This window comes from Mesorhizobium sp. M0029, from assembly GCF_040323735.1.
GTDB lineage: Bacteria > Pseudomonadota > Alphaproteobacteria > Rhizobiales > Rhizobiaceae > Mesorhizobium.
Genome location: NZ_JAMYVF010000006.1, coordinates 257,625 through 284,183 on the forward strand (window position 1 = coordinate 257,625; position 26,559 = coordinate 284,183).

General features: G+C 63.8%; 18 protein-coding genes and 1 pseudogene. 9 read left to right on the forward strand and 10 right to left on the reverse strand.

Annotated features, from left to right (window positions below; all coding sequences use genetic code 11):
• Nucleotide 1 precedes the first annotated feature (1 nt).
• From hutG to NKJ76_RS13535, 8 genes are all read left to right on the forward strand, one after another.
• Nucleotides 2-814, forward strand: coding sequence for an N-formylglutamate deformylase (gene hutG, locus NKJ76_RS13500; protein WP_023743653.1), 813 nt, complete (start codon nucleotides 2-4; stop codon nucleotides 812-814).
• A 28-nt stretch (nucleotides 815-842) separates the two neighbouring features.
• Nucleotides 843-2,513, forward strand: a complete 1,671-nt coding sequence (gene hutU / locus NKJ76_RS13505) for a urocanate hydratase (protein WP_023705777.1) — start codon at nucleotides 843-845, stop codon at nucleotides 2,511-2,513.
• 12 nt (nucleotides 2,514-2,525) lie between these two features.
• Complete coding sequence (locus tag NKJ76_RS13510) at nucleotides 2,526-3,128, forward strand: HutD/Ves family protein (protein ID WP_352537664.1); 603 nt, start codon at nucleotides 2,526-2,528, stop codon at nucleotides 3,126-3,128.
• A gap of 289 nt (nucleotides 3,129-3,417) precedes the next feature.
• Nucleotides 3,418-11,997: a glycoside hydrolase family 94 protein gene (locus tag NKJ76_RS13515; protein WP_352537633.1), complete on the forward strand. Its 8,580-nt coding sequence runs from the start codon at nucleotides 3,418-3,420 to the stop codon at nucleotides 11,995-11,997.
• A 344-nt stretch (nucleotides 11,998-12,341) separates the two neighbouring features.
• On the forward strand, nucleotides 12,342-14,114 hold the full coding sequence (locus NKJ76_RS13520) for a glucan ABC transporter ATP-binding protein/ permease (protein ID WP_023672897.1): 1,773 nt from the start codon (nucleotides 12,342-12,344) through the stop codon (nucleotides 14,112-14,114).
• Nucleotides 14,115-14,282: 168 nt separating this feature from the next.
• A complete protein-coding gene (locus tag NKJ76_RS13525) occupies nucleotides 14,283-15,044 on the forward strand; it encodes a heme ABC transporter permease (protein WP_352537634.1) in 762 nt (253 codons plus the stop codon).
• Between the two features lie 191 nt (nucleotides 15,045-15,235).
• Complete coding sequence (locus NKJ76_RS13530) at nucleotides 15,236-15,907, forward strand: outer membrane protein (RefSeq protein WP_023816258.1); 672 nt, start codon at nucleotides 15,236-15,238, stop codon at nucleotides 15,905-15,907.
• A gap of 35 nt (nucleotides 15,908-15,942) precedes the next feature.
• On the forward strand, nucleotides 15,943-17,574 hold the full coding sequence (locus NKJ76_RS13535) for a tetratricopeptide repeat-containing sulfotransferase family protein (protein WP_352537635.1): 1,632 nt from the start codon (nucleotides 15,943-15,945) through the stop codon (nucleotides 17,572-17,574).
• A 47-nt stretch (nucleotides 17,575-17,621) separates the two neighbouring features.
• Here NKJ76_RS13535 and NKJ76_RS13540 read toward each other — a convergent pair whose 3' ends face one another.
• The 3 genes and pseudogenes from NKJ76_RS13540 to NKJ76_RS13550 all read right to left on the reverse strand — a co-directional run bounded on the left by NKJ76_RS13540 (nucleotide 17,622) and on the right by NKJ76_RS13550 (nucleotide 19,342).
• Complete coding sequence (locus NKJ76_RS13540) at nucleotides 17,622-17,918, reverse strand: addiction module antidote protein (protein ID WP_023672893.1); 297 nt, start codon at nucleotides 17,916-17,918, stop codon at nucleotides 17,622-17,624.
• Nucleotides 17,911-18,214 (reverse strand): annotated as a pseudogene (locus tag NKJ76_RS13545) (type II toxin-antitoxin system RelE/ParE family toxin). Before NKJ76_RS13545 ends, NKJ76_RS13540 begins: the two are co-directional and overlap by 8 nt.
• A 69-nt stretch (nucleotides 18,215-18,283) precedes the next feature.
• On the reverse strand, nucleotides 18,284-19,342 hold the full coding sequence (locus tag NKJ76_RS13550; protein ID WP_352537636.1) for a D-TA family PLP-dependent enzyme: 1,059 nt from the start codon (nucleotides 19,340-19,342) through the stop codon (nucleotides 18,284-18,286).
• Between the two features lie 150 nt (nucleotides 19,343-19,492).
• On the opposite strand from NKJ76_RS13550, the gene NKJ76_RS13555 reads away from it, so the two are divergent.
• On the forward strand, nucleotides 19,493-20,179 hold the full coding sequence (locus tag NKJ76_RS13555) for a D-lyxose/D-mannose family sugar isomerase (protein WP_023694398.1): 687 nt from the start codon (nucleotides 19,493-19,495) through the stop codon (nucleotides 20,177-20,179).
• Between the two features lie 7 nt (nucleotides 20,180-20,186).
• Here NKJ76_RS13555 and NKJ76_RS13560 read toward each other — a convergent pair whose 3' ends face one another.
• From NKJ76_RS13560 to NKJ76_RS13590, 7 genes are read right to left on the reverse strand one after another with little or no spacing between them, the layout of a single operon-like run.
• Nucleotides 20,187-20,540 carry a hypothetical protein gene (locus tag NKJ76_RS13560; RefSeq protein WP_023702292.1) on the reverse strand — a complete coding sequence of 118 codons (354 nt, stop codon included), beginning with the start codon at nucleotides 20,538-20,540 and terminating at the stop codon, nucleotides 20,187-20,189.
• A gap of 13 nt (nucleotides 20,541-20,553) precedes the next feature.
• On the reverse strand, nucleotides 20,554-21,420 hold the full coding sequence (locus NKJ76_RS13565; protein ID WP_352537637.1) for an RDD family protein: 867 nt from the start codon (nucleotides 21,418-21,420) through the stop codon (nucleotides 20,554-20,556).
• Complete coding sequence (locus tag NKJ76_RS13570; RefSeq protein WP_352537638.1) at nucleotides 21,407-22,426, reverse strand: stage II sporulation protein M; 1,020 nt, start codon at nucleotides 22,424-22,426, stop codon at nucleotides 21,407-21,409. Before NKJ76_RS13570 ends, NKJ76_RS13565 begins: the two co-directional genes overlap by 14 nt.
• Nucleotides 22,423-23,733 (reverse strand): DUF58 domain-containing protein, encoded by a 1,311-nt coding sequence (locus tag NKJ76_RS13575; RefSeq protein ID WP_352537639.1) that lies wholly within the window; start codon nucleotides 23,731-23,733, stop codon nucleotides 22,423-22,425. The genes NKJ76_RS13570 and NKJ76_RS13575 overlap by 4 nt, the downstream gene beginning before the upstream one ends.
• On the reverse strand, nucleotides 23,730-24,686 hold the full coding sequence (locus tag NKJ76_RS13580) for an AAA family ATPase (protein ID WP_023694393.1): 957 nt from the start codon (nucleotides 24,684-24,686) through the stop codon (nucleotides 23,730-23,732). The genes NKJ76_RS13575 and NKJ76_RS13580 overlap by 4 nt, the downstream gene beginning before the upstream one ends.
• The gene (locus tag NKJ76_RS13585) at nucleotides 24,673-25,878 is read right to left on the reverse strand and encodes a hypothetical protein (protein WP_023694392.1); all 1,206 of its coding nucleotides are present in this window, start codon (nucleotides 25,876-25,878) and stop codon (nucleotides 24,673-24,675) included. Before NKJ76_RS13585 ends, NKJ76_RS13580 begins: the two co-directional genes overlap by 14 nt.
• Nucleotides 25,875-26,507, reverse strand: coding sequence for a DUF4129 domain-containing protein (locus NKJ76_RS13590; RefSeq protein ID WP_352537640.1), 633 nt, complete (start codon nucleotides 26,505-26,507; stop codon nucleotides 25,875-25,877). Before NKJ76_RS13590 ends, NKJ76_RS13585 begins: the two co-directional genes overlap by 4 nt.
• Between the last annotated feature and the right edge of the window lie 52 nt (nucleotides 26,508-26,559).

The window sequence follows — 26,559 nt, forward strand, 5'->3', positions numbered from 1 at the left end:
CATGGCCGACTGGCTGACAGTGACGGAAGGCACGGCACCCCTGTTGGTGTCCATCCCGCACACGGGTATCGATCTCGCCGGCATCGACAATCGGCTGGTCTCGCCCTGGCTCGGCCGCCGCGATTGCGACTGGTGGATCGACAATCTCTACGATTTTGCCGCCGGCCTTGGCGCGACTGTCGTGCACACGTCGATCTCGCGCACCGTCATCGACGTCAACCGCGATCCCTCCGGCGCCTCGCTCTATCCCGGGCAGACGACAACGACGCTATGCCCGACCGAGACCTTCGACGGCGATCCGCTGTATCTGCCCGGCGCGGAACCGACGCCGTCGGAGATAGACCAGCGCCGCATAGCGTATTTCGTGCCCTACCATGAAATGCTGGCGGCCCAGGCCGTCAGGCTGCGCGGCCTGCATGAGAAGGTCGTCATTTACGATTGCCACTCGATCCGTTCGGTGCTGCCGCGGCTGTTCTATGGCACGCTGCCGGTGTTCAATCTCGGCACCAATGACGGCCAGACCGCGGACCCAATGCTTCAGGCGCTGGTCGGCCAGATCATGGCCGAAAGCGGTGAAAGCAATGTCATCAACGGTCGTTTCAAGGGCGGCTGGATCACCCGCTATTTCGGCAATCCGCAAGCCGGCTACCATGCGCTGCAGATGGAACTTGCCGATCGCGGCTATTTGCGCGAGCCCGAGGGCAAGGGCGAACCGGACAATTGGCCGGTGCCTTATGATGCCGAGTTCGCCGCGCCGATGCGCGCCACACTGACGAAAATCCTCCAATCCGCCATTGACTGGGCCGGGCGCTGAGACGCCGCCTTACTCCAAAGGGACAATGATGAACAATCCTCGCCACAACATCCGCGAAGTGCGCGCGCCCCGCGGCGACAAGCTCAACGCCAAATACTGGACGACCGAAGCGCCGCTGCGCATGCTGATGAACAACCTCGATCCCGATGTCGCCGAAAACCCCAATGAGCTCGTCGTCTATGGCGGCATCGGCCGGGCCGCGCGCACCTGGAACGATTTCGACAGCATCGTCGCCTCGTTGAAGACCCTCAATGAAGACGAGACGCTGCTGGTCCAGTCCGGCAAGCCGGTCGGCGTCTTCCGGACGCACACCGATGCGCCGCGCGTGCTGATCGCCAACTCCAACATCGTGCCGCATTGGGCGACCTGGGACAAATTCAACGAACTCGATAAAAAAGGCCTGATGATGTACGGCCAGATGACGGCCGGCTCCTGGATCTATATCGGCACGCAAGGCATCGTGCAGGGCACCTACGAGACCTTCGTCGAGGCCGGCCGCCAGCACTACAATGGCAACCTTACGGGCAAATGGATCCTGACCGGCGGCCTCGGCGGCATGGGCGGCGCCCAGCCGCTTGCCGCCGTCATGGCCGGCGCCTGCTGCCTCGCCATCGAATGCAATCCGGACTCGATCGATTTCCGGCTGCGCACCCGCTATGTCGACGAGAAGGCCGAGACGCTCGACGAAGCGATGGAAATGATCGAGCGCTGGACCAAGGCCGGCGAGGCGAAGTCGGTCGGCCTGCTCGGCAATGCGGCCGACATCGTGCCGGAAATGTTCAAGCGGGGCATCCGCCCCGACATGGTCACCGACCAGACCTCGGCGCATGACCCGATTAACGGCTATCTGCCCAAGGGCTGGACGATGGCTGAGTGGCGCGAGAAGCGCGTCTCCGATCCCAAGGCTGTCGAGAAGGCCGCCCGCGCCTCAATGCGCGAGCATGTCGAGGCGATGGTCGCGTTCTGGAATGCCGGCGTGCCGACGCTCGACTATGGCAACAACATCCGCCAGGTCGCCAAGGACGAAGGCTTCGAGAACGCCTTTGCTTTCCCGGGTTTCGTGCCGGCCTATATAAGGCCGCTGTTCTGCCGTGGCATCGGCCCGTTCCGCTGGGCTGCTCTTTCGGGCGATCCCGAGGATATCTACAAGACGGACGCCAAGGTGCGCGAACTCACCCCCGGCAACACCCATCTGCACAACTGGCTGGACATGGCACGTGAGCGCATCGCCTTTCAGGGCCTGCCGGCGCGCATCTGCTGGGTCGGCCTCGGCGACCGCCACAGGCTGGGGCTCGCCTTCAACGAGATGGTGGCCAGGGGCGAACTCAAGGCGCCCGTCGTCATCGGCCGCGACCACCTCGATTCCGGCTCGGTGGCTTCGCCCAACCGCGAGACGGAAGCGATGAAGGACGGCTCCGACGCCGTCTCCGACTGGCCGCTGCTCAATGCGTTGCTCAACACCGCGTCGGGCGCAACCTGGGTGTCGCTGCATCATGGCGGTGGCGTCGGCATGGGCTTCTCGCAGCATGCCGGCATGGTCATCGTCGCCGACGGCACGCCGGACGCCGCAAGGCGCCTGCAGCGCGTGTTGTGGAACGATCCGGCGACAGGCGTCATGCGCCACGCCGATGCCGGCTACGACATCGCCATCGAGTGCGCGAAGGAGCACCAGCTCAATCTGCCCGGTATTTTAGGCTGATTGGCTTAAATGATGCGCATCCTACGGGCCGCCGACTACCGGGTCATGCCGTGGAAGAATGGCGGCGGCACGACCACCGAGATCGCCGTCTCGCCGGACGGCGCCGGGCTGGACGATTTCGACTGGCGCGTTTCGATGGCGCGAGTCGAGGATAGCGGGCCGTTCTCGGGCTTTGCCGGCGTCGACCGCACGCTGGCCGTGCTGGAAGGCGAGGGCATCGTCCTCGACATTGCTGGCCGGCGGCCGGCCGAAGTGACGGCGGCTTCCGCCCCGCTGTCCTTCCCGGCCGATGTGCCGACCACGGCCGCGCTGATCTCCGGTCCGATCACCGACCTCAACGTCATGACCCGCCGCGGGCGGGCAACGCACTCGGTCCAGCGTCTGATAGTTTCGGTTCCGACCGATATCCGGCCGACCAGCGCTATGACCCTGATCCTGCCGTTCGACGGTGAGGTCGGCGTGACCGGCGCGACATCGTCGCGCCTTGGACCTCGCGACACGCTGTTGCTCGGACCGCAGGCCGCGATACTGCGGCTTGAACCGGTGCGGCCGACGACCGTGTTCGTCATCCGGATAGCCAGGCTGGGCCAGCCGCACCGCCAGCACAACGATTAACGCCTGTTGCCAAACATGATCGCACGCCGGAGAAATCTGGCGTAAGCTGTTGTCTGGATCACGAAAAAGCCCGAATCCTTCCGTCGTTCCAAGGCGGACGGGAGGGCAGGGGTGCTCGTCCTTGAGTTGTCGAAAGCCCCACTTGAAATGTCGAAGGGATAACGCCTCTGGCGTGGTGCGAAGCAAAACTTTCGGCCAGTGTAATCATGCAACCAATTGCATTTGAATCGGTTTTAGGGACATTGCCGTGGCGGTGGCGCCGCATCGCGTCCCCCATGCGGAATTTTCAATGAATATCCAGACAAATCCTGCCCATATCGAAAAGTCCAGCGCCGGCTTCCCGGTCATCACCGAAGAGCCGATACGCTCCAATTTCCTGCCCGAAGAGCGGCTGCGCGCGCTGGGCGAAAGCCTTGCCAAGGGCGACATCAAGGACCTGTTCGGCCTGACGCCGTTCGATTTCCAGGCCCGCATCCGCGACAGCGCCAAGAAAATCCTCGAAGTCTACCGCTCGACCAATGCCGCCCAGGCCAAGGGCGAAACCATCACGCCTGCCGCGCAATGGCTGCTCGACAACAATTATCTCGTCGAGGAGACCATTTTTCAGGTCAAGCGCGACCTGCCGCGCCGTTTCTACCGGCAGTTGCCGACCCTGGAAGTGGCCGATCGCGCCGCGGTGCCGCGCGCGCTGGCCCTGGCCTGGAGCTATGTCGCCCATTCCGACAGTTCGGTTTCGGCGACCATGTTCAAATCCATCGTCGAGGGTTTTCAGTCGGTCGAGCCGCTCAAGATCGGCGAGCTCTGGGCGCTGCCGTCGCTGCTGCGCTTCGTTTTGATCGAGAATCTGCGCCGCATCGCCGTGCGCGTCGACCGCACCAGGCAGATGCGCCATATCGCCAACGAGGTCGCCGACCGCGTGCTGGCGACCGACGACAATGCAGACCGCCGGAAGATCCTGTCGGGCTACGGCGCGCATGCGCAGGACACCACCTTCGCCACCCAGTTGCTCTACCGCCTGCGCGACGGCTCGCAGAATGCCGGCAGGGCGCTGGAATGGCTGGAGGTCGAGCTCGAGAAAACCGGCTCCGACGCCGAGGAAATCATCATTTCCGAGCATCGCACGCTGTCCAGCGGCAATGTCACCACCGGCAACATCATCCGCGGCCTGCGCCTCATCAACGACGTCGACTGGACGGTGTGGTTCGAGGGCGTCAGCCGCATCGACACGCTGTTGCGCGAGCGCACCGATTTCGCCGCGCTCGATTTCTTTTCGCGCGACCAGTACCGCACGTCGATCGAGCAACTGGCGCGCCGCTCCGACCTGTCCGAATTCCGTGTCGCCGAAAAGGCCATCGAACTGGCCAGCCATGTTCCCGGGGTCACCGATGCCTCCGGCGTGCCGGATGCATCAGCCGATCCGGCCATGCATACCGATGTCGGCTTCTTCCTGGTCGGCCCGCGCCGGCCGGATCTGGAAAAGGCGATCGGCTACCGGCCGCCCTTCCATGTGACCTTCAAGCGCGCCTTCACCGCCACGGGCTGGCTCGGCATCGTTGTGCCGGTCTTCCTGCTGACGGTGCTGCTGCTGGTTGTCTCCGGCAATGCGCTTGCCCATCTCGGCCTGTCGGTGGAATCCATCACGCTGATGCTGGCGCTGTTTGCGGTGCCTGCCAGCGAAGGCGCGCTCGCCTTCTTCAACACCGTTGTTTCACTGTTCCTGAAGCCGACGCGGCTCGTCGGCTATGATTACAAGCACGGCATTCCAGCGGCATCACGCACCTTGGTCGTGGTGCCGTCGCTGATCGGCTCGCGCGATGATGTCGAGGAAAACATCCGCAACATCGAGGTGCATCACCTCGCCAACACGGCCGAAGAAATCCATTTCGCGCTGCTGTCCGACTGGCCGGATTCCAAGACCGAGATCGACGCCGCCGACATCGAGATCCTGCAATATGCGCGCGACGAGATCGCCAGGCTCAATGCCCGTTATCCCTCGGAAGGCGCGCCGCGTTTCTATATCCTGCATCGCCGCCGGCTCTACAACCAGGCGCAGGGCGCCTGGATGGGCTGGGAGCGCAAGCGCGGCAAGCTGCATGAGCTGAACCTTCTCTTGCGCGGCGACAGCGACACCACCTTCCTGCCGCTCGACGTGCCGCTGCCGGAAAAGGTCGTCTATGTCATGACGCTCGACGCCGACACGCGCACCACGCGCGACGCCGTGTCGTCACTGGTCGGCAAGCTCGCCCATCCGCTCAACCGCCCGCATTTCGACGCGACAAAGCGCGTCGTTACCGCCGGCTACACCATTCTGCAGCCGCGCATCACAGCCTCGCTCACCAGCGGCGACGACGCTTCTTTCTTCCAGCGCGTCTTTTCGTCCAACAGCGGTCTCGATCCTTACGTCTTTGCCGTCTCGGATCTCTACCAGGACGTCTTCAGCGACGGCTCTTTCACCGGCAAGGGCCTTTATCACGTCGACGCTTTCGAGGCGGCGCTGCAGGGCCGCATCGAGGAAAACACCGTCCTCAGCCACGATCTGCTCGAAGGTGCGTTGGCGCGCGCAGCACTTGTCACCGATGTCGAACTGGTCGAGGACTATCCTACCCGCTACTCGGTCGACGCCTCGCGCCACCACCGCTGGGCGCGCGGCGACTGGCAGCTGCTGCGCTTCATCGTCTCGCCGCGTTCCGGCGTGCCGGCGCTGTCGCGCTGGAAGATGGTCGACAATCTGCGCCGCTCGCTGACCCCGATCTTCTGGGTGATGGCGGCGATTGCCGGCTGGACGCTGCTGCCCTTCACGCAGGCCGCGCAGTGGCAGGCGCTGCTGATCCTGTCGCTGTTCATGGCGCCGACCTTCGATGTCGTCAACGCCATCCTGCCCAAGAGCGGCGACCAGACGCCGCGCGGCCATTTCTCCGCGCTGGCCCACGACACCGTCTTCGGCACGGCCCTTGTGGCGCTGAAAGTGCTGTTGATGGCGCACAATGCCTGGATGATGGGCGACGCCATCGTGCGCACGCTCTACCGCCTGTTCGTCAGCCGCCAGAACCTGCTGGAATGGCGCACCGCATCGCAGGCGCACAAGGGCGGCGACAACGATCTCGGCTCCTATTACAGCATGATGTATGGCGCCGTGATCATCGGCGTCGTCGGTCTCGCCATCCCCGTGCTGGCCGATTCCACCGGTGCCTTCGTCGCCTTCTTCTTCGCTCTGTTCTGGATCGGTTCGCCGGCGGTTGCCTGCTGGATCAGCCGCTCGGCCGAGACCGAGGACCGCCTGCGCATATCGCAGGCCGACATCCACGCGCTACGCACCGTGGCGCGCCGCACCTGGCATTATTTCGAAACCTTCGTCACGGCCGAGCACCACAATCTGCCGCCCGACAATTTCCAGGAAAGCCCGGCGCCGGTTGTGGCGCCGCGGACGTCGCCGACCAATATCGGCGTCTACCTGCTGTCGGTGGTGTCGGCACGCGATTTCGGCTGGATTGCGCTCTCCGATGCCATCACCCGCATCGACGCCACGATGACGACCATCGAGAGCATGCCGCGCAACCGCGGCCACCTCTTCAACTGGTACGACACCACGACGCTCAAGCCGCTCTATCCGCTTTACATCTCGGCCGTCGACAGCGGCAATCTCGCCGGACATCTGGTCGCGGTGGCGGCTGCCTGCGCCGAATGGGCGGAAGCCCCGTCCGTTCACCTGCAGGGGGATTTCGAAGGCGTCCTCGACACGGTGAGCATCCTCGACGAGAGCCTCGAGGAATTGCCTGACGACCGCCGGCAACTGCGGCCGTTGCGCCAGCGTCTGGCCGACCGCCTCGACGGCATGCGGCGCGCCGTCATGACCATCAAGGCGCAGCCGGAGATGGCCTCGATCCGCACGATCAACCTGGCCGTGCTTGCCGGCGAGATCCGCAAGCTCGCCACCGCCATCCACACCGAGGCCGGATCGCAGCGGAGCGACATTATCGCCGACTGGGCGGCACGGCTGGAAGCGACCTGCGAGGCGCATGTGCATGACTCGCACAGCGACGAAAACGCCGTCGAAGCCTTGCGCGCCAAGCTGCTGGCGCTGCGCGAACGCTGCCGCCGCTATGCCTTCGAGATGGATTTCTCTTTCCTGATGCGTCAGGAGCGCAAACTGCTGTCGATCGGCTACCGGGTCGAGGAGCACCAGCTGGACGAGAGCTGCTACGATCTGCTCGCCTCCGAGGCGCGGCTGACCAGCCTGTTCGCCATCGCCAAGGGTGACCTGCCCACGGAGCATTGGTTCCGGCTTGGAAGGCCGATTGTCGAGATCGGCTTCCAGGGTGCGCTGATGTCCTGGTCGGGCTCGATGTTCGAGTATCTGATGCCGCCTTTGGTAATGAAGGAGCCGCAGGGGTCGATCCTCAACCAGACCAGCAAGCTGATCATCAAGCGCCAGATGCAGTACGCGCGTTCGAAGAACGTGCCCTGGGGCATTTCGGAAGCGGCCTACAATGCCCGCGACCGCGAACTGACCTACCAGTATACCAATTTCGGCGTGCCCGGACTTGGCCTCAAGCGCGGCCTTGGCCAGAACACGGTGATCGCCCCTTACGCCACGATCCTCGCGGCGCAGTTCACACCGCGCGAATCCGTCCAGAATCTGGCCAGGCTGCGCTCCATCGGCGCTCTCGGCCGGCATGGCTTTTACGACGCCGTCGACTTCACGCCGCAGCGCGTGCCAGAAGGCACCGACCACGCTGTTGTCCTGAACTACATGGCGCACCACTCCGGCATGTCGATCGCCGCCGTTGCCGACGCCATCTTCGAGGGCCGGCTACGCGACCGCTTCCACAGCGATCCGGTGATCGAGTCTGCCGAACTCCTGCTGCAGGAGAGGGCGCCGCGCGACATCCCGACCGCCACGGTCAGGACCGAAGCCGACGAGCGTTCGAAGGACGAGACCGAGGTCGAGAGCCCGGACTCGCGCATTATCCTCGACCCGCTGAGGGCGTTGCGCGCCACCAGCGTCATGTCCAATGGCCGCTACTCCGTCATGGTCTCGGCCACCGGTTCCGGTTACAGCCGCTGGGGCGAACTCGCCGTCACCCGTTGGCAGCCCGACCCGACCGAAGACCGGCTCGGCTCCTACATCTTCCTGCGCGACGCCGGCAGCGGCGACTGGTGGTCGGCCACCGCAGAGCCGAAGCAGGCGACCGGCGAGAGAGTGCAAACGCTGTTTTCCGACGACAAGGCGAGCTTCGTCAAAACAGTGGGCTCGCTGCGTTCGGAGGTCGAATGCATCGTCATCTCGGAAGGCAATGGCGAGGGACGGCGCGTCACGCTCTACAATGACGGCGCCACTGACCGGCATATCGAGGTGACCTCCTTTGCCGAGCTGGTGCTGGGCAACGAAGCCTCCGACAATGCCCATCCTGCGTTCTCGAAAATGTTTATCGAGACCGAGATCGCTGCCAATAACGGCGCCATCTTTGCCACCAGGCGCAAGCGCGACAAGCACGAGCCTGACGTCACCATGGTGCATTTCGTCACCGATCCGTCCGGGTCGGCGCGCGATGCCGAGGCCGAAACCGACCGCCGTGCCTTCATCGGCCGTGGCCGTACCATCGCGGAAGCGGCGGCCTTCGATCCCGGCGCCAAGCTTGGCGGTCACCACGGCTTCACCCTCGATCCGGTAGCGGCCCTGCGCCGCCAGGTGCGGGTGCCGGCCAACAAGAAGATATCGCTGACCTTCTGGACCGCCGTCGGCGCCAACCGCGCCGAACTGGACGAGGCCATCGCCAGGCTCGACCATCCCGAAAGTTTTGCCCGCCAGGCGATGCTTGCCTGGACGCGTTCGCAGGTGCAGACCCGCCATCTTGGTCTGAGCCTGACCGACGCCGCCAACGTGCAGAAGCTGGCGCGCTTCCTGATCTATCCCGATCCGTTCCTGCGCCTGCCCGGCGAATCCATCGCTTCGGGGCTGAGCAAGCAGTCCAGCCTGTGGCCGACCAGCATTTCGGGCGATTTCCCGATCTTCCTGGTCCGCATCGGCGACGTGGCCGACCTCGAAATTGTCGCCCAGGCGCTGCGCTTCCAGGAGTATATGCGCGCCCGCGGCATGATGATCGACTTCGTGGTCGTCAACGAGCAGGCATCGTCCTATGTCCAGGACCTGCAGCGCGCGGTCGAAACACTGTGCGAAAACAGCCGCCTGCGCGGCAAGGAACTCGGGCCGCGCCAGCACATCTTCGCCGTGCGACGCGACCTGATGGACGAGGCGACCTACAAGACGCTGCTGGCGGTTGCCCGCGTGGTTCTGCACACGCGCAACGGCACCATCTTCGACCAGATCGAACGCGCCGAGGCGGCAGCCTTGCAAGCACGCGATGGCCTGCAGCCGGCGCCCCCCGCGTCACTGCGCGAGCCGTCTCTGCCGGTGCCGGCGGCGCCTGCATACCATGCCGCGTCCGACAGCAGCGCCGACGGCAGCGGCCTCAGCCAATGGAACGGCTTTGGCGGTTTCGAGGGCGACGGCCGCCACTATGTCACCCGCCTTGCCGGCCGGCGCTCGACGCCGCAGCCCTGGATCAACGTCGTCTCGAACGCCTCGTTCGGCTTCCATGTCTCGGCCGAAGGCGCTGCCTTCACCTGGAGCCGCAACAGCCGCGATTACCAGCTGACGCCATGGTCGAACGATCCGGTCACCAACCGGCCGGGCGAGGGCATCTACATCTACGACCAGGCCAGCGGCAAGGCATTCTCGCCGCTGGCTGCCGTGGTCCGCGATCCCTCGATGACCTATGAGACATGGCACGGCCAGGGCTTCTCCACCTTCCGGTCCAAACGCGGCCCGCTGTCGATGGATCTGACGCACGTCGTCGATCCCGTCGATCCAGTGAAGATCACGCGGCTGCGCATCCAGAACTCAGGCTCGGCGCCGGCGCGGCTGCGCGTCTATGCCTATGCCGAATGGGTCCTAGGCAGCCATCGCTCGAGCACTGCTGCGACCATCATCCCGTCCAGGGATCCAGCGACTGGCGCGCTTCTGGCGCAAAACCCCTACGGTCTCGATTTCGGCGACCGGGTGGCCTTCCTGGCCGCCACTGGTCCGGTGCATTCGGTGACAGCCGATCGCGGCGAGTTCATCGGCAGGCATGGCACCAGCGCCTTCCCGCACGCCGTCGTCAGCGGCGCCGGCCTGTCGGGCCGCGTCGAGGCCGGCGACGATCCGTGCGCAGCTGTCGCCAGCGACATCGACATCCCCGCCGGCGGCGACGTCACGCTGGTCTGGCTGCTTGGCGACGCCGCCACATCAGCCGAGGCGAGCGCGTTGGTGCAGACCCATTCGGGCAAGGATTTCGACCAGCGGCTGGCCGACAATGAACGCGTCTGGCGCGGCTTCCTCGACACCATCCAGGTCGAGACGCCCGACAAGGCGCTCGACGCCATGGTCAATCACTGGCTGCCCTATCAGAGCCTGGCCTGCCGCATCCGCGCCCGCTCGGCCTTTTATCAGGCAAGCGGCGCCTTCGGCTTCCGCGACCAGCTGCAGGACACGCTGGCCCTGCTTGCGCATGATCCGAAACTGGCGCGCGACCAGATCCTCAATGCGGCGCGCCGGCAGTTCCCCGAAGGCGATGTCCAGCATTGGTGGTTGCCGCGCACCGACGCCGGCGTGCGCACCATGATCTCCGACGATGTGGTCTGGCTGGCGCATGCCACCAATCGCTACATCGAGGTGACCGGCGATACAGGGATCCTGAAGGAGCAGCTGCCTTTCATCGACGGGCAGGTGCTGGGCGAGGGCGAGCACGACGCCTTCTTCACGCCGGAAATCTCCAAGACGAACGCTTCGCTCTACGACCATTGCGCGCGCGCGCTCGACCTTGCGGTCAAGCGCAGCAGCCCGGCCGGGCTGCCGCTGATCCTCGGCGGCGACTGGAATGACGGCATGAACCGCGTCGGCGAAGCCGGCAAGGGGGAGAGTGTCTGGCTCGGCTGGTTCCTTTTGAAGACGCTGGGCGACTTTACCACCGTGGCCAAGGGGCAGGGCGACACCAAGCGGGCGCAGGCCTGGACAAAACATGCCGATGTGCTGAAGCGGGCGCTGGAAAGCACCGCCTGGGACGGCCAGTGGTATCGCCGCGGCAGCTACGACGACGGCTCGCCGCTTGGCTCGCACAATTCGGACGAGTGCAAGATCGACTCCATCGCGCAGTCGTGGAGCGTGCTCTCCGGCGAGGGCGACCCCGCGCGCTCGACCACGGCGATGCAGCAGGCGACGAACCTGCTGGTCGACGACAAGCTCAAGATCGTCAAACTGTTTACCCCGGCCTTCCAGAACACGAGAAAGGACCCTGGTTACATCAAGAGTTATCCGCCGGGCGTGCGCGAGAACGGCGGCCAGTACACCCATGCGGCGACCTGGTTCGTCATCGCGCTCGCCGAAATGGGCCGCACCGACGATGCCTATCGCTGCTTCTCGATGCTGAACCCGGTCAACCATGCGCTCGACGATGCATCGGCCGAGCATTACCGCGTCGAGCCGTACGTCGTCGCAGCCGACATCTATTCCGGTGAGGGCAAGGGTGGTCGCGGCGGCTGGACCTGGTATACGGGCTCAGCGGGATGGCTCTACCGTGCTGCGGTCGAAGGCATTCTGGGCATCGAGCGGCGGGGCAAGCAGATCACGTTCCGGCCGAAACTGCCCAGCCATTGGGACGGCTATTCTGCCACGCTCAAGATGCTGGGGGCGGAGATCAAGGTTCGCGTCATCCGCGACAAAAAGGCCAAATCCATCTCGCTCGAAGTGAATGGAACCAAGACAAAGTCTTCAGGTTTTCAGCCGAAAGCCGGCGACAAGATCGAGGTGGTCGTCAAGATACCCGCGTAAAATCAAAGGCTTCAGATTATTGACGCGCGCCTTTCGAGGCGCGCGTTTTCTACTTCGGCATGCTCCTGGCGCAGAACGGCGTGCGTTCCCGGATACCGGCGGTCCAAGCGTGCAGTGACTAAAAATGTGGCAGCGCTAGATCCTGCCACGATTTTGCCGCAAGACTGACATTTCACCTTTTATCTCAAACCGTTAGGTGATCACGGCAGATTTCGCAACGTCGTCATCTTTTGTTCGCAGAATGGGAACGGAAGAGGTAGACGGGCATTGTTTTGCGACCCGTTAACCGGTACGTGTCAAGAAATGGTGCGGTGCACAATAATGTTTTGGGCGGAGTAGCTGAAGTGTCGCTTCTGCAAATCTACTGGAGAGCGCTGGGGTATCTCGCAGCCGACAGGAAGCGCGTTGCGTTTATCTGCGGTGCGAATGTCGCGCTCGCCATTATCGCCATCCTCGAGCCGATCATGTTCGGCCGGGTGATCGACGCCATCTCCGATAAGGGTTCGGTGTTTTCGACGCTGGCGCTTTGGGCCGGTCTCGGCGCCTTTAACATCGTCGCCTTCGTGCTGGTGGCGCGCGGCGCCGACCGTTTTGCCCACAAGCGGCGCAGCGAGGTGCTGTGCCAGTCGTTCGAGCGCGTGATCACCATGCCGCTCGCCTGGCACCACCAGCGCGGCACCTCCAACGCGCTGCACACGCTGCTGCGCGCCGTCGAGACGCTGTTCAGCCTGTGGCTTGAATTCATGCGCCAGCATCTGTCGACGGCTGTTGCGCTGGCTCTGCTGATTCCGACCGCTATAAGCATGGATCTTCGCATGTCGCTAGTGCTGATGGCGCTGGGCGTTCTCTATGTCGGCATCGGCCGGCTTGTGATGAAGCGCACCAAGGCGGGCCAGGCCGCGGTCGAGCGCCACTACCATCAGGTGTTCGCGCATGTGACCGACTCGGTCAGCAATGTCGCCGTGCTGCAGAGCTACAACCGTCTCGGCCACGAGGCCGATACGCTGCGCCGCTATGTCAAGAACCTGCTCGACGCGCAGAACCCGGTGCTCGACTGGTGGGCGATGGCCAATGCGCTGCACCGCCTGTCGTCGACCATTTCGATGATGGTTGTGCTTTTGATTGGCGCCTATCTGGTCACCCATGGCCAGCTCAAGATCGGCGACGTCATCGCCTTCACCGGCTTTGCCACGCTGCTGATTGCCCGCCTCGACCAGATGTCGGCTTTCGCCAACCAGATTTCCGAAGCCCGCGCCAAGCTCGAGGATTTCTATCACCTCGAGGATTCGGCCGCCGACTCCGCCGAGCCGGACGGCTTGCGCGACCTCACCAACGTCACCGGCCATGTCCGCTTCGAGAATGTCGGCTTCGAGTTTGCCAATTCGCGGCAGGGCGTCGACGACGTCTCCTTCGAGGTCCAGGCCGGGCAGACGGTTGCCATCGTCGGCCCGACCGGCGCCGGCAAGACGACGCTGATCAACCTCTTGCAGCGCGTCTTCTCGCCGTCTCATGGCCGTATCCTGATCGACGGCATCGACACCCGCACGGTGACCCGCAAGTCGCTGCGTCATTCGATCGCCACCGTCTTCCAGGATGCCGGCCTGCTCAACCGCTCGATCGAGGACAACATCCGCGTCGGTCGTGCCGAGGCGACTTATGACGAGGTTCACGCCGCCGCCAACGCGGCTGCCGCGCAGGATTTCATCCTTGCCAAGAGCGCCGGTTACGACACCGTCGTCGGCGAGCGCGGCGGCCAGCTTTCGGGCGGCGAGCGTCAGCGCATCGCCATTGCCCGCGCCGTGCTCAAGGACGCACCGATCCTGGTGCTCGACGAGGCAACGAGCGCGCTCGATGTCGAGACCGAGGACCGCGTCAAGGAAGCCATCGACGAACTGAGGCGCAACCGCACCACCTTCATCATCGCCCACCGCCTGACCACCGTCCGCGACGCCGACCTGGTCGTGTTCATGGACAAGGGCAAGGTGGTCGAGATGGGCGGCTTCGCCGAACTGTCGCTGCGCAATGGCCGTTTCGCCAGCCTGCTGCGCGCCGGCGGCCTGCTCAACGACGAGGAAGTCCGCCGCCTCAGCCGCACCGTGAATATCGAAGCGGCGTAAGCTTTTTACCTCCCCCTTGTGGGGAGGTCGGACCCGTAGGGTCCGGGTGGGGGTGGTGCCCCACCACCCCACCCCGCTGCTTTGCAGCGACCTCCCCACAAGGGGGAGGGTAAGCACTGCGACAACCGCTCAATTGCCCCGAACGCGCCGCCGGTCTATCTAGACCTTATGAGCGACACCTCCTCACGCCTCGCCGGCTGGACCGACCTCGCCAACCCGACGCGCTTTGTCGGGCTGGCCGACAGGCTGGTGCCGTGGCTGGCGTCGATCGCCGCGATCCTGCTAGCCACCGGTCTCTATATGAGCTTTGCCGCGCCTGAGGATTTCCAGCAAGGCATCACGGTGCGCATCATGTATATCCACGTGCCTTTCGCCTGGCTCGCCATGATGTGCTACACGGTGATGGCGGTCGCCGCGCTCGGCACGCTGGTCTGGCGCCATCCCTTGGCCGATGTCGCCCTGAAATCGGCAGCCCCGATCGGCGCCACCTTCACCGCGCTTGCGCTGGTCACCGGCTCCATCTGGGGCAAGCCGATGTGGGGCACCTGGTGGGTCTGGGACGCGCGTCTGACCTCGGTCTTCATCCTCTTTCTTATGTATCTCGGCATCATCGCGCTGACGCGCGCGCTGGATGACGCCAGCCGCGCCGCCTGGGCTGCCGCCATCATCACGCTGGTCGGCTTCATCAACATCCCGATCATCAAATTCTCGGTCGACTGGTGGAACACGCTGCACCAGCCGGCCTCGGTGTTCCGGCTCGGCGGGCCGACGATCGATCCCAGCCTGCTATGGCCGCTGCTGGTGATGGCGCTCGGCTTCACCGTGCTGTTCTTCGCGCTGCACCTGACGGCGATGCGCACCGAGATCCGCCGTCGGCGAGTGATCGCCATGCGGCGCATCGCGGCGCGGCAGGCAGAGCAACGCGACTAGGCGGTTCTCTTTTCCGGCCACTCGAATGACAACCGAACAGCAGCCTTTGCCTGTCTCCGTCTAAATTAGAATATGCTGCTATGTTGCTGTATAGCAACGAGGATTGCTGAAAGAGTGCCCTGACTGCGTCTGCTTATTGACAGCTCCAACCCAGGCGAGCAAGTAGCTGGAAGGCCACGAGGGAATCGACGATGAAACTGCTTCTACTCGCTGGTGTGTCGACAACGGCATTGGTGCTTGGTTGGAGTTCGGCCTACGCCGCCGACGCGATTGTCGACGTTCCGAGGGCGGAGGATCTCTGGTACGTCACGCTCTTCGGCGGCGCCAGTTTCCCGAACCATGTGAAAACGGACTACAATGGTACTGGCTATTCAGTCGATCTTGATACCGGGTTCGTAATCGGCGGCGCTGTCGGTCGGCGCATCAACGATGTGTTTCGTGTCGAAGGCGAACTGTCCTACGCGCGCTACAAGGCAAGCGAATACAGCTACACGGGCGTCGGCAACTATCCGGCTTCCGGCAATCTGTCGGCCACCTATCTTCTCGCCAACGTCTGGGCCGATGTTGCGCATTTTGGTGATGCCAAACTCTATGTCGGCGGCGGTGTCGGCGCGGCCTATGTTACCGCCGATACTCACTTTGATGGCCACGCCTTTGGATACGGGCCTGGCGGCTGGGGTTTCGCCGGCCAGGTGGGCGCCGGTGTTACCTACGCGGTAACGCAGAATGTCGACCTCGATTTCGGTTACCGCTTTAAGGCCGTGACAAGCGTGGATCTAGACGACAATGATGGCGGCGGCACATACGAGAACGCCAAATTGTACTCCCACAATCTCCAGCTTGGCGTTACCCTGAAGTTCTGATTGGTTCGTCGCAGGCCGCGACCGGGATTTGACGGATGCCGCTCTTGCCACGCCGGCAACCCCTGGGCCTGCCGGCAATGATCCCAGCCTCGCTGCCGACCGCCGGTGAGCCGGCGGAAAAGACATTGCAGCGCGGCATCGACCTGCAACGGCGCAAGCGTTTTCGCGAGGCCGAGTTCTGCTACCAGACGGTGCTTCGCACGCAGCCCAAAAATGCCATGGCGCTGAACCTGATGGGCACGCTCGCCATCGAGGCCGAGCATCATGACGCCGCCATTGCCTATATGGAAAGGGCGGTCAAGCTCGAACCGGACAACGCCATCTTCCGCAACAATCTCGGCAATGCCTACAATGTCACCGGCAACGTCGACAAGGCGCGCAGACATCTGAGAAAGGCGATCGAGCTCGACGGAGGGCTCATCGAAGCGCTGTGCAATCTCGGCCGCTCCTACCGCAGCCAGCTCGAGGGCGACATTGCCGAAGGGTTCTATCGTCAGGCGCTGGCTATCGACGGCCAGTCGGTGATGGCACTTGCCGGTATGGGCGATTTGCTCACCGACATTGGCCGGCCGGCCGAGGCGGTCGAATGCTTCAGCAAGGCCCTTGCCATCGACCCGGGCCATGTCGAAGCGCTGGCCGGAATGGCGCTGGCGCGCCGGGCGGTCAAGGATGATCCGACGCTGCCTCTAATACGGGCTCGTCTGGAATTGCCGACGACCACCGATCGCGAGCGGGTGGTGCTGCACCATGCCGCCGGCAAGATGCTCAACGATCAGCGCGAGTATCGCCCGGCAATCCGCCATTTCGCGAGGGCCAAGGCGATTTCCGGCAATGATTTCGACATCGACCGGCACACCCAGCTTTACGACAGCTTCATCGACACTTTCGACGCCGGCTTCTTCGAGGCGCGAGCCAATTTGGGAAATCCATCCAGACGCCCGGTCTTCATCGTCGGCATGCCACGGTCGGGAACGACGCTGACCGAGCAGATATGCGCCAGTCATCGCGATATCCATGGCGCCGGGGAGTTGTCGACCATTCGTTCACTTGCCGGCGAACTTGGGTTCGACAAGCTCGACCCAGCCATTTTCACCAAGGGCATGGCGGCGCTCACTGCGGCCAAGGCCAAGGAGCTTGGATCGAAATATCTCGACGATCTCAACAGACGCAACACCAAGGCGCGGCTTGTCGTCGACAAGATGCCGCATAATTTCGAGCTGCTGGCCTTCATCAGCCTGATCTTGCCGAATGCCCGCATCATCCATTGCCGGCGTGACCCGATGGACAATTGCGCGTCCTGTTTCATGCATAATTTTTCCGAGGCGCACGGCTATAATGCTGATCTGACCAAGCTTGGGCAGTATTACCGGCAGTATGACCGCCTGATGCGCCATTGGACCAAGGTCATCCCGCTGAATATCCACGACATGCCCTACGAAGAAACGGTCGCCGATTTCGAAAATCGCGCCCGTGGATTGATCGGATTCCTCGGCGTTGAGTGGGACGATGCCTGCCTGCGTTTCAACGAGACCGAGCGCACCGTGCGGACGCCGAGCCGCTGGCAGGTGCGCCAGCCGATCTATTCATCCTCGGTCGAGCGCTGGAAGCTGTATGGCGACGCGCTGGATCCGCTGAAGGCGGCGCTGGGTCCGGTTTATCAGTCCTGATTTCAGTTGGCCCGAACAACCTCGCGCTCGACGCGCGCTGGCGTAGATTAGACCTGAGTTGCATCGTGCTTTGGGGCCAAATGAAAGCCGAATGCTTTCATGACCGCCAGTGTGGTTTCCAGCGTAGGATTACCGTTTTCGCTGAGCGAGGTATAAAGATGCTCGCGAGCCAAGCCGGTCTTTCTGGCAATGTTGCTCATCCCCTTGGCGCGGGCAACGACACCGAGGGCGGACGCGACGAATTTGGCGTCTCCGGTTTCCATTGCCTCTGCCAGAAACGCCTCGATTGCCGTATCGGAATCGAGCATTTCGGCGGGATCGAAATCATAGATTTTTTCAACCATTGTCGTCACTCCATTCTACGCCAGGCGCTTTGCTGTCCGTATGTCGGTTTCTTGTGAACTTTTATCCCCGCCGCACAGGAGCAGGATGACCGTTTCACCGCGCTTGTGAAATAAACGCGATAGCCGGGCCCATAGTGAATGCGCAATTCACTGATGCCTTCACCCACTGGGGCCACGTCGCCGGGATTTCCTACAATCAAACGTTGCATCCGAACGGCAATTGCCGCCTTGGCTCTTCCGTCTTTCAGCTTTTGGTGCCACCTCCGAAAGGTGGCTGTCTGCTTCAGGATTGCCATGGGGACTAGTAAGTTATAAATTACAATTCGTCAATGTCGAAATAGGGCGAGCCTCCAAAACGAAAAGCCTCACCCCATCCGCCCACGCGCTTCCACCTTCAGCGTTTCCAGCACCTTGTCACCGTCGATCAGATGCACCTGGTCGAACAGGTTGGTCACGACGCAGCAATGATCAGGCACCACGCGAACGCGTTCGCCGATGCGCAGGCTCGCGCCATTCGCAAGCGTGACCGTGCCATGTTCCTCGCTCAAGCTGGTGACGCGGGCGCCGGGCATGCCGAGCAGCTCGCCAAAATCGGCGAGCCCCAGCGTGTCGCTGGACAGCGCCTTGCTGCCGCTGTCGAGGATGGCGCGGGCCGGCGTCGGATGGCTGACCACGGTGGCGAGCACCGTCAGCGCACAATCGTCGAGCGTGCCGACGCCTTTGGCGACCTGATACCGGTCGAGGTAGATGTAGGTGCCGGGGCGGTATTCGGTCACCACGCTGTCCTCGCCCGAGCGCCACATGTCAGGCGTGCCGCCGCTGGAGATGCGATCACAGGCGAGACCCGAGGCCGCGAGCGTTTGTTTGGCGCCGGCCAGCCAGGATTCAGCCTCGGCGGCGCGGCCGGCCGCGGGGTAGGTCATCAGCCCGCCGAAGGTGAGCCCCTTGGCTTGGTCGATCAACTTCGCCAGTGCCAGCGCCTCGGCGGCGCTTTGCACACCACAACGGCCCATGCCGGTATCGCATTCGACCAGGACGGGCAGGGGGTGCCCTGCATCGGTGAAGGTGGCGGCGAGCCCCTCCAGTGTTTCGCGGCTGTCGGCCGTCACTGACAGTGTCACGCGGCCATGCAGCGCCTTGAGGCGCTCCAGTTTGGCGCGGCCAAGGATGTTGTAGGGCAGGAAAATATCGGTCAGCCCGGCATCGGCCATCACTTCGGCCTCGCCGATCTTCTGGCAGGTGATGCCGACCGCGCCGGCCGCCATCTGCTTCTTCGCCCAATAAGGCAGTTTGTGCGTCTTGATGTGCGGCCTGAGTTTCAGCCCGTGGCGGTCGGCATGCGCCTGCGCTCGTGTGATGTTGGCTTCGGCGCGGGCTGCGTCGATGAGGATCGCCGGCGTGTCGAGGTCGTCTATGCCTTGCATGAAATATCACCCTGGGAAATCTGGCTGACTTATGGCCCCGATCCGCACGGATGTCATGGGGCCAGCACGCAGTTTGCGTCGACACCGCAGCGCTGTTCGGCTATGCGCTTCAGATAACTCCAGGGAACGCGACGCGAAGGGATCACGATCATGAAACGCTCCACCGTCAACGACATCATCCGCGATGCAGACGCCTTCATCCGCTCGTTCGGCTACATCATGCCGCCCTTCGCCTACTGGAGCCCGGAAGAGATGAAGGCGCGCAAGGCCGACTCCGCCGCCATTTTCACCTCGCGGCTCGGTTGGGACATCACCGATTACGGCCAGGAAAAATTCGACGAACTCGGCCTGTTCCTGTTCACCGTTCGCAACGGCGTCTATGCCGACATGAAGAAGGGCATGGGCATGCTTTATGCCGAGAAGATCATGATCTCGCGCAAGGATCAGCTGTCACCGATGCACCGCCACAACATCAAGGCCGAGGACATCATCAACCGCGGCGGCGGTAAGCTCGTGCTTGAACTGTTCATGCACGATCGCGACGGCGGCATCGATCCGAAGGCCGAAGTGACGGTGCCGGTCGACGGCACCATCCACAGGCTGCCGGCAGGCGGGCTCCTGAAGCTCGACCCGGGCCAGAGCGTGACGCTGCTGCCCGGCGTCTGGCACGCCTTCTGGGCCGAGGGCAAGGATGTGCTGATCGGCGAGGTCTCGACCGTCAATGACGATCTCACCGACAACGTCTTCCGCGAGCCGATCGGCCGCTTCTCCAACATCGACGAGGATGTCGCGCCGGTGCACCTTTTGGTGTCCGACTATGAGAAGTGGGTGGGGTAGGCGATGCCTAATCGCCCCAATTCACCTGCTGAAAGAACGTCCAGATGCTGATCGTGCTGTCATCCCGATCGCTCGTGCTGTGCAGCGTCAGGACAATATCCACGGTGGGCGGCGCCTTGATCAAGACTGTGATCAGGCGCGCGCTGCCGTCAGGCACGATACCTATGCCTGAGGTCATTTCCCAATTTCCGTCGGCTTGCTGAAGTCGGGAAGAAGTATCTCCGAATTGCTCCCTCATCGATGCATCGTTTGGAAACGGTTCGTCGGTGAGTTCTGCAAATTCCTTCCAGGATCCGGAGACTGCCGCCTGAATGGCGCGTTCTATTCTGGCTTTTTCCGCTTCGCTAACTTGAGCCGGCATCCCGAACTCCGATCTACCGCTGGTACTTATCCGCCTTGCGTGTTCCCAGCAAAAGCTTGCGTTCGAGCTGTGCCCGCAGCTCGCCATAATAGGCGGTGAGGAAGGCCCTGGAATCGACCGGCTCGATTGTCATGCCGATTTTGCGCCCGATCGTCTCGGCCACGGCTTTCAGGGCGAAATAGTCGTCGCGGCGCAGCACCTCTTCCAGCTTGTGCAGTTCGGCGATGCCATAGGCATCGAGCTGCGCCTGGGTGAAGCGGAAGGCGCGGGTGGTGGTATCCTGGCGTTGCGACAGGTCTTCGACCAGCGCCAGTTTCGGCGCCTCGACAACCCACGTTCCGGCCAAAAGGTCGCCGATGCGCATGCGGTCGCGGTTGAACAGCGGGAAGAGCGCAAACAGCAGCGTCCACACCAGTCCGAAGATCGTCGTCAGCGTGTCGGCGAGCCCCATCTCGCCGCGGCCCAGGATGATCGATAGCGGCAGGAAGATCTCGATCTCGCGCATCAGGTTGCGGGCAATGACCTGATCGACCGACAGGCCGGCGCCGCTGCGCGATGCCACCCGGATGCCGAGCATCCGTTTGCCGGGTGTGGCGGCGCGGCGGCCGGCTTCGAAGACGATGAAATAGGCGTTGCGCAGGAAGAAGATCAGGATGATCCAGACGATGAACAGCGGCTGCGCGCCTTCGCCTTTGAGACCGGCCAGCCCGAACAGTGCAACGATCGAGATCACGATCGCCGTGACGATGATGATGACAAAGTCGAGCAGGAAGGCGGCGGCGCGGGTGCCGGCATCGGCGAGCTTGATCCGGAGATCGACGCCTTCCGGCGTGACCAGCGGCCGTATTGTCGAGACGGCAGCACGCCTAGCGGTTGCCATGCCGCACCACCCTGAACACATAGAAATAGCAAAGCCACAGCGTCAGCATGACGCCGCCAATGGCATAGCGTGTCACGTCGCTGGTGATCACCTGCCTGCCGATGCCTTCGAGCAGGCCGGCGAACAAAAGCATGATCGTCACCCCGACCATGGTGGTGGCGGCCACGCGCCCGGCATAGGCAGCAGCCGTCATCCGCGTCAGTTCGCCGGGGAAGGCGATGCGCGTGCCGATGCGCATGCCGGCGGCGCCCGCCAAGGCGATCGCGAAGATCTCGGTGGTGCCATGGATGGACAGCCATCCGCCCAACTCCAGGCCGAGCCCCTTGGCGACGTAGATCTGGAACATCGCGCCAAGCAGGCAGCCATTCATCAGGATCAAGAGCACGCTCGGCACCGCGAAGGCAAAGCCCAGCGCGAAGGCCAGGATCGCCACCTGGACATTGTGCGTGAACAGATAGGCGGCGAAGCCCGACAGGAAATTGCTGTCGGCGCCGTCATAAAGCACCTGTCGCAGGACTTCCACTGAGGCATCCGGGTTGCGCCCGCCGGCCAGGCTCGGCGGAATGATGGCGTCGAACCAGCCCTTGTCTTTGGCCACCAGCCAGTAGCCGGCGCCGGCGCCGACAAAGGTCAGGACGACCGACAGCAAGGTCTCGCGCCACAAATCGCGAATGGCATGCGGCCAGTCATGCAGAAAGAAATCGCCGATGCGCTGCCGCAAGCCGCGACGCGCGCCATAGAGGTAGAAGTAGCCGCGCAGGCACAGCGCTTCGAGATAGCTGACCAGCGCATTGTCGAGCGACGTCGCCCGCGCCACCGAAAGCGAGGACAGCGCCGAGCGGTAGAGCAGCGGCAGCGACAAAAGCTCGTCTTCCGACAGCGTGCGCGGCGCACGTTTCTCGACCCGGGCAAGCAGCGCCTCGAACGCCTTCCAGTCGGCCTCGCGCTCCGAACGGAAGCTCGCCAGCGACTGGCGCACCGCATCCTTGCCGACCAGCGCGTTCACAACAGATCCTCTCGCTTGAGTTCGAGATAGCGCTCGACCAGTGCCGGCCCGAGCCTCTGATGGTCGGCTTCGATGACATGCGCGCCGAGCAGCCTGAGCCTGCCGATGACGACCTGCCTTTCGCGCAGCAGCCCGCCGGCGACAACCGAGCGCGCCACATCCTCCGGTGCGTCCGGCGGCATGTCGGCCAGTGTCTCCAATTCGACATCCTTCATCATCATGAACAGCACCAGATGGCGTTCGGTGAGCCGGCCTACTGTGCGCAGCATCAGTTCGGCGCTGATCGGATCGACGAAGTCGGTGAAGATGATCACCAGCGAGCGTCGGTCGAGCTTTGCTGCAAGGGTCGTCAGGGCAAGGGTGAAATTGGTCTCTTCGGTGGAATAGTCGATTTCCGCCGCCCGCTTTTGGATCATGGCGAAGCTGGCGGAGCCGCGCACGGCGCCGCTGGAAACGCGCGGCCGCGCGTCGAAGCCGAACAGGGAGACCATGTCGCCGCCCTTCAGCGCAATGAACGCCGACAGCAAGGCTGCGGTGACGGCGCGGTCGACCTTCGGCACGCCGTCGACGGGCTCGCACATCAGCCGGCCGCTATCGATGGCCAGGACGATGTTGTTGTTCTCCTCGATGCGGAATTCGCGCGCCAGAAGCCTGCCGTGGCGGGCGCTGCGCTTCCAGTCGATCATGCGCCGGCCCATGCCGGGCTGGTAGTCCTTGAGCGCCTCGAATTCGCGGCCCTGGCCGGCGCGGCGCTGCGCATGGCCGTCGGGCAGCGCCTGGCGCTGCAGAAGGGTGATCGCCTCGTCGCGGGCGCTGCTGACATCGGGCAGCACCGCCACTTGGCTCGCCATCGGCAGTACGACCTGGTTCCAGACCAAGCCGAACGGCCCGGGCCAGCGCACCCACAAGCGGTCGAACCTGGCAATGCCGCGCCGCAGCGCCTGAAATTTGAGATCGAGCGATGCGCTGCCGGCCTCAGCGGTCAATGCGCCGCCGGTGCCGCCCAGCGGTTCCAGCCGCTCATCATGGCCGAGACGCGCCTGCACGGCGCGCGGCCGTCCGCTGAGCCCGGCGGTGACATGGACGGTGAACTGGCCGCCGACGCTGACCTGCGGCGGGGCATGGATGCTGGCATCCAGCGAAGCCCGTCCGCGTCCGGCGGCGGCGTCCACGGCCAGGAAAGCAAGCAGCACGCAGATCCACAACAGGCCGAGATACCACAGCGACGGCAGCGCGAGCGCGATCAGGAAGGCCGGTATTGCACCTGCCGCACCTGCCCAGACTGCCCGGCCGCTCGGATAGATCAACGCGGCGCTTCCGTCTGGTCTACAAGGTCGGTCACGATCTGTTCGACCAGGCGGCCGTCGATCTGCGCCGCCGGCGACAGGATAACGCGATGGCGTAGCGCCGGCACGGCAAGCGCCTTGACGTCGTCGGGGATGACATACGCACGCCCGTCGAGCGCTGCCCGGGCCCGTGCCGCCCTGGCCAGCATGGCGCCCGCACGCGGGCTGGCGCCAACCTCCAGATCGGGACTTTCGCGCGTGGCCCGCACCAGCCTGGCGATATAGTCGACGACATCGTCGACAAGGGTTACCTCGCCGACGGTCGCCAACGCCTTTTCCAGCGTCTTGCGGTCGGCCTGGGCGGTGATGCCGTACTGCTTGATGTCATGCGAGGCGGTGCCGCCGCCGTGATGGATGATGATCGCCTTCTCTTCTTCGGGGCCGGGGTAGCTCACCCGGTGCTTGAACAGGAAACGGTCGAGCTGGGCTTCGGGCAGGGGATAGACGCCCTGATGTTCGATCGGGTTCTGCGTCGCCACCACCATGAAGTTCGGGCCGAGCGCATGGGTGGTGCCGTCGAAGGTGACGGCATGCTCCTGCATCGCCTCCAAAAGGGCGGCCTGGGTCTTGGGCGGCGTGCGATTGATTTCGTCGGCGAGCAAAAGGTCGCAGAAGATCGGGCCGCGCGTCAGCGTGAATTGCCCGGTCTGGAAATTGTAGATGTTGGAACCGACGATATCGCCGGGCATCAGGTCGGGCGTGAACTGGATGCGGCCATAGGCGACGCCCAGCGCCTGGGCAAAGCAGCGCGCCGTCATCGTCTTGGCCGTGCCCGGCGGTCCCTCGAGCAATATATGCCCGCCGGCGAACAATGCCGTGAGCATCAGATCGACCGTATCGTGTTGCCCGGTGATGGCCTTGGCCACCTCTTCCCTGATCTGTGTCGCCAGGGCCTTCACATCATCGACGTTCACCGAGCCTCCTTGCCGTCCAGTCGTGCAGCTTTTCGGCTGCATCATGCATTTGTGTCAGGGTCTTTGCCGCGTTCGCAGCTTGCAGGCGGGTCGTGAAACCGCCGGCTTCGTCCTTGTCGCGGGAATCGAGCCAGCGGTCGAGCGCTTCGCCCTGCAAACCGTGCGGCGCGCCGAGCAGCGCGCCGGCGCGTACGCGTGCCAGTGCTCCATAGCGGTCGCCTAGTTCTTCCAGCCGGCCGGCGCGGCGCAACAGCATCGCCGTGGTGTCGACCAGCGCGCGTTTGCCGAAGGCGATGGCGCGCTGATTGGCCCGTGGCGGCCCGAACCGGCCAAGGCCATGCAGGAAGGCAAGTGCCGCCGCCGCCAGGATGGTCAGCGTCAGCGCCAGGAAAGGCGGTTCGACCAGAAGCTTGGCGAGATCGTATTTTCGCCCGACGCCATGCAGCGTCAGGTCGAACATGACGGCACCCTCTTCGGGCTGGAGGAACTCGATCAGCTTGAGCGCCGCCGCCGCCTTGTCGGGATCTTTCAAGCCAGCGTTGTTGATGAGATCGGGGTCCGTCAGAATGTAGAACCGCTCGTCTTCGACCTCGGTCAGCACGGCCTTGCCGTTGCCGGCGGCAATCAGCGGGTGTTCGTCGGCCACCCATTGCAACTGGTCGGGAACGCTGACCATTTGCCCTGAGACGTCGAGTTGCTTGGCCGTGCTTTCTCCTTCGCCGAGCTTGGCCTTGGCGATGCGGCCGAGCCAGTCGTTGACCACCACATCCGGCAGTCGCTGGATCTTCATCTCCCAGCCTTCGTGCAAGGCCAGCGGCAAGGTCGCCCATTTGGGCAGAACGAACAGCGTATCCAGGCCCTTGCGAAGCTTGATGATGTTGGCGAGCGCATCTGGGTCGCTGTCGGGCGAAATGGTGACGATCAGCAGCATCTCGGTCTCGAGATCGCTGTCGGACCGCGCCATATCGGGCGCCTTGCCGGTCAGCTTCAGCCATTGCGCCAGGCCGGCATAGCCGATGCCGCTCTTCGACAGCGGCGTTGCGCCACCGGCGCTCGGCTGGCGAAAGTCGGGCGCATAGGTGGACAACAGGAAGAAGCCCGCGGCCGCGAGTAGGCTGGCGAAAATGCCCCAGAACAGCGTCCTGCGGCTGAACGGTTCCTGCTGGGCGATGTCGGCTGTCGCGTCACTCACGTCCAGGCATCCCTGAAGACGAATCGCTCATAGGCGCTGCGCGCCTCCTGCCAGCCTTCCGGCCCGACCGGCCGGCGCGCGAACAACGCTGCCTCGACGATGCGCGCGATCTGGGTAAAGGCGCTGCGCGCCCGCGTTGGCAGCGACGCCGCTCCCGCGATATCGCGCGCGGTCAGCGACGGGCGCAGGAAGTCGGGCAGGCGGCCGGCAATGTCGGCAACGCTGCGGCGAAGCAGGAGATGCACCGCCTCGTCATACTCGCCGCGGGCGGCCAGGGCATCGGCTTCCGACAGCAGGATCTGTGCCGCGCCAACGTCGGGGTGCCATGTCGCTTCCGCCTCGGTCACGCTCTTTTTGCGCCACCAGGGCAGGCCCCAGGCGACGCCTTTCACCTCAAGCAAAATCAGCAGCAGAATGATCGCGGCACCTGTGATCACCGCGCCCCAGAACAGGTAGATCATGTACGGGCCGAGCGATTTCAGGAACTCGCCCAGCGGTCTCAGCCACTCGGGTGTCTCGGGTGGTCTGTAGGCCGGCAGGTCGAACTGGATCGAATCGTCTGACAGCAACTGCTTGTGCAGTTTGGCCAGCCATTCGGCTTGCGCAGCGTCCGGCTGTGCAGCAGTCACCTTTTCGCCCCCATGCAACCTGCGGTTCGCGGGCCGACACTGGCAATACGCC

Bases quoted from the DNA above. Each gene is read 5' to 3' on its own strand.
- NKJ76_RS13530 (WP_023816258.1), top strand. From the start codon at position 15,236: ATGAAACTGCTTCTACTCGCTGGTGTGTCGACAACGGCATTGGTGCTT.
- hutG (WP_023743653.1), top strand. From the start codon at position 2: ATGGCCGACTGGCTGACAGTGACGGAAGGCACGGCACCCCTGTTGGTG.
- NKJ76_RS13555 (WP_023694398.1), top strand. From the start codon at position 19,493: ATGAAACGCTCCACCGTCAACGACATCATCCGCGATGCAGACGCCTTC.
- NKJ76_RS13540 (WP_023672893.1), bottom strand. From the start codon at position 17,918: ATGGTTGAAAAAATCTATGATTTCGATCCCGCCGAAATGCTCGATTCC.
- NKJ76_RS13535 (WP_352537635.1), top strand. From the start codon at position 15,943: ATGCCGCTCTTGCCACGCCGGCAACCCCTGGGCCTGCCGGCAATGATC.
- NKJ76_RS13550 (WP_352537636.1), bottom strand. From the start codon at position 19,342: ATGCAAGGCATAGACGACCTCGACACGCCGGCGATCCTCATCGACGCA.
- NKJ76_RS13565 (WP_352537637.1), bottom strand. From the start codon at position 21,420: ATGGCAACCGCTAGGCGTGCTGCCGTCTCGACAATACGGCCGCTGGTC.
- hutU (WP_023705777.1), top strand. From the start codon at position 843: ATGAACAATCCTCGCCACAACATCCGCGAAGTGCGCGCGCCCCGCGGC.
- NKJ76_RS13525 (WP_352537634.1), top strand. From the start codon at position 14,283: ATGAGCGACACCTCCTCACGCCTCGCCGGCTGGACCGACCTCGCCAAC.
- NKJ76_RS13515 (WP_352537633.1), top strand. From the start codon at position 3,418: ATGAATATCCAGACAAATCCTGCCCATATCGAAAAGTCCAGCGCCGGC.
- NKJ76_RS13560 (WP_023702292.1), bottom strand. From the start codon at position 20,540: ATGCCGGCTCAAGTTAGCGAAGCGGAAAAAGCCAGAATAGAACGCGCC.
- NKJ76_RS13510 (WP_352537664.1), top strand. From the start codon at position 2,526: ATGCGCATCCTACGGGCCGCCGACTACCGGGTCATGCCGTGGAAGAAT.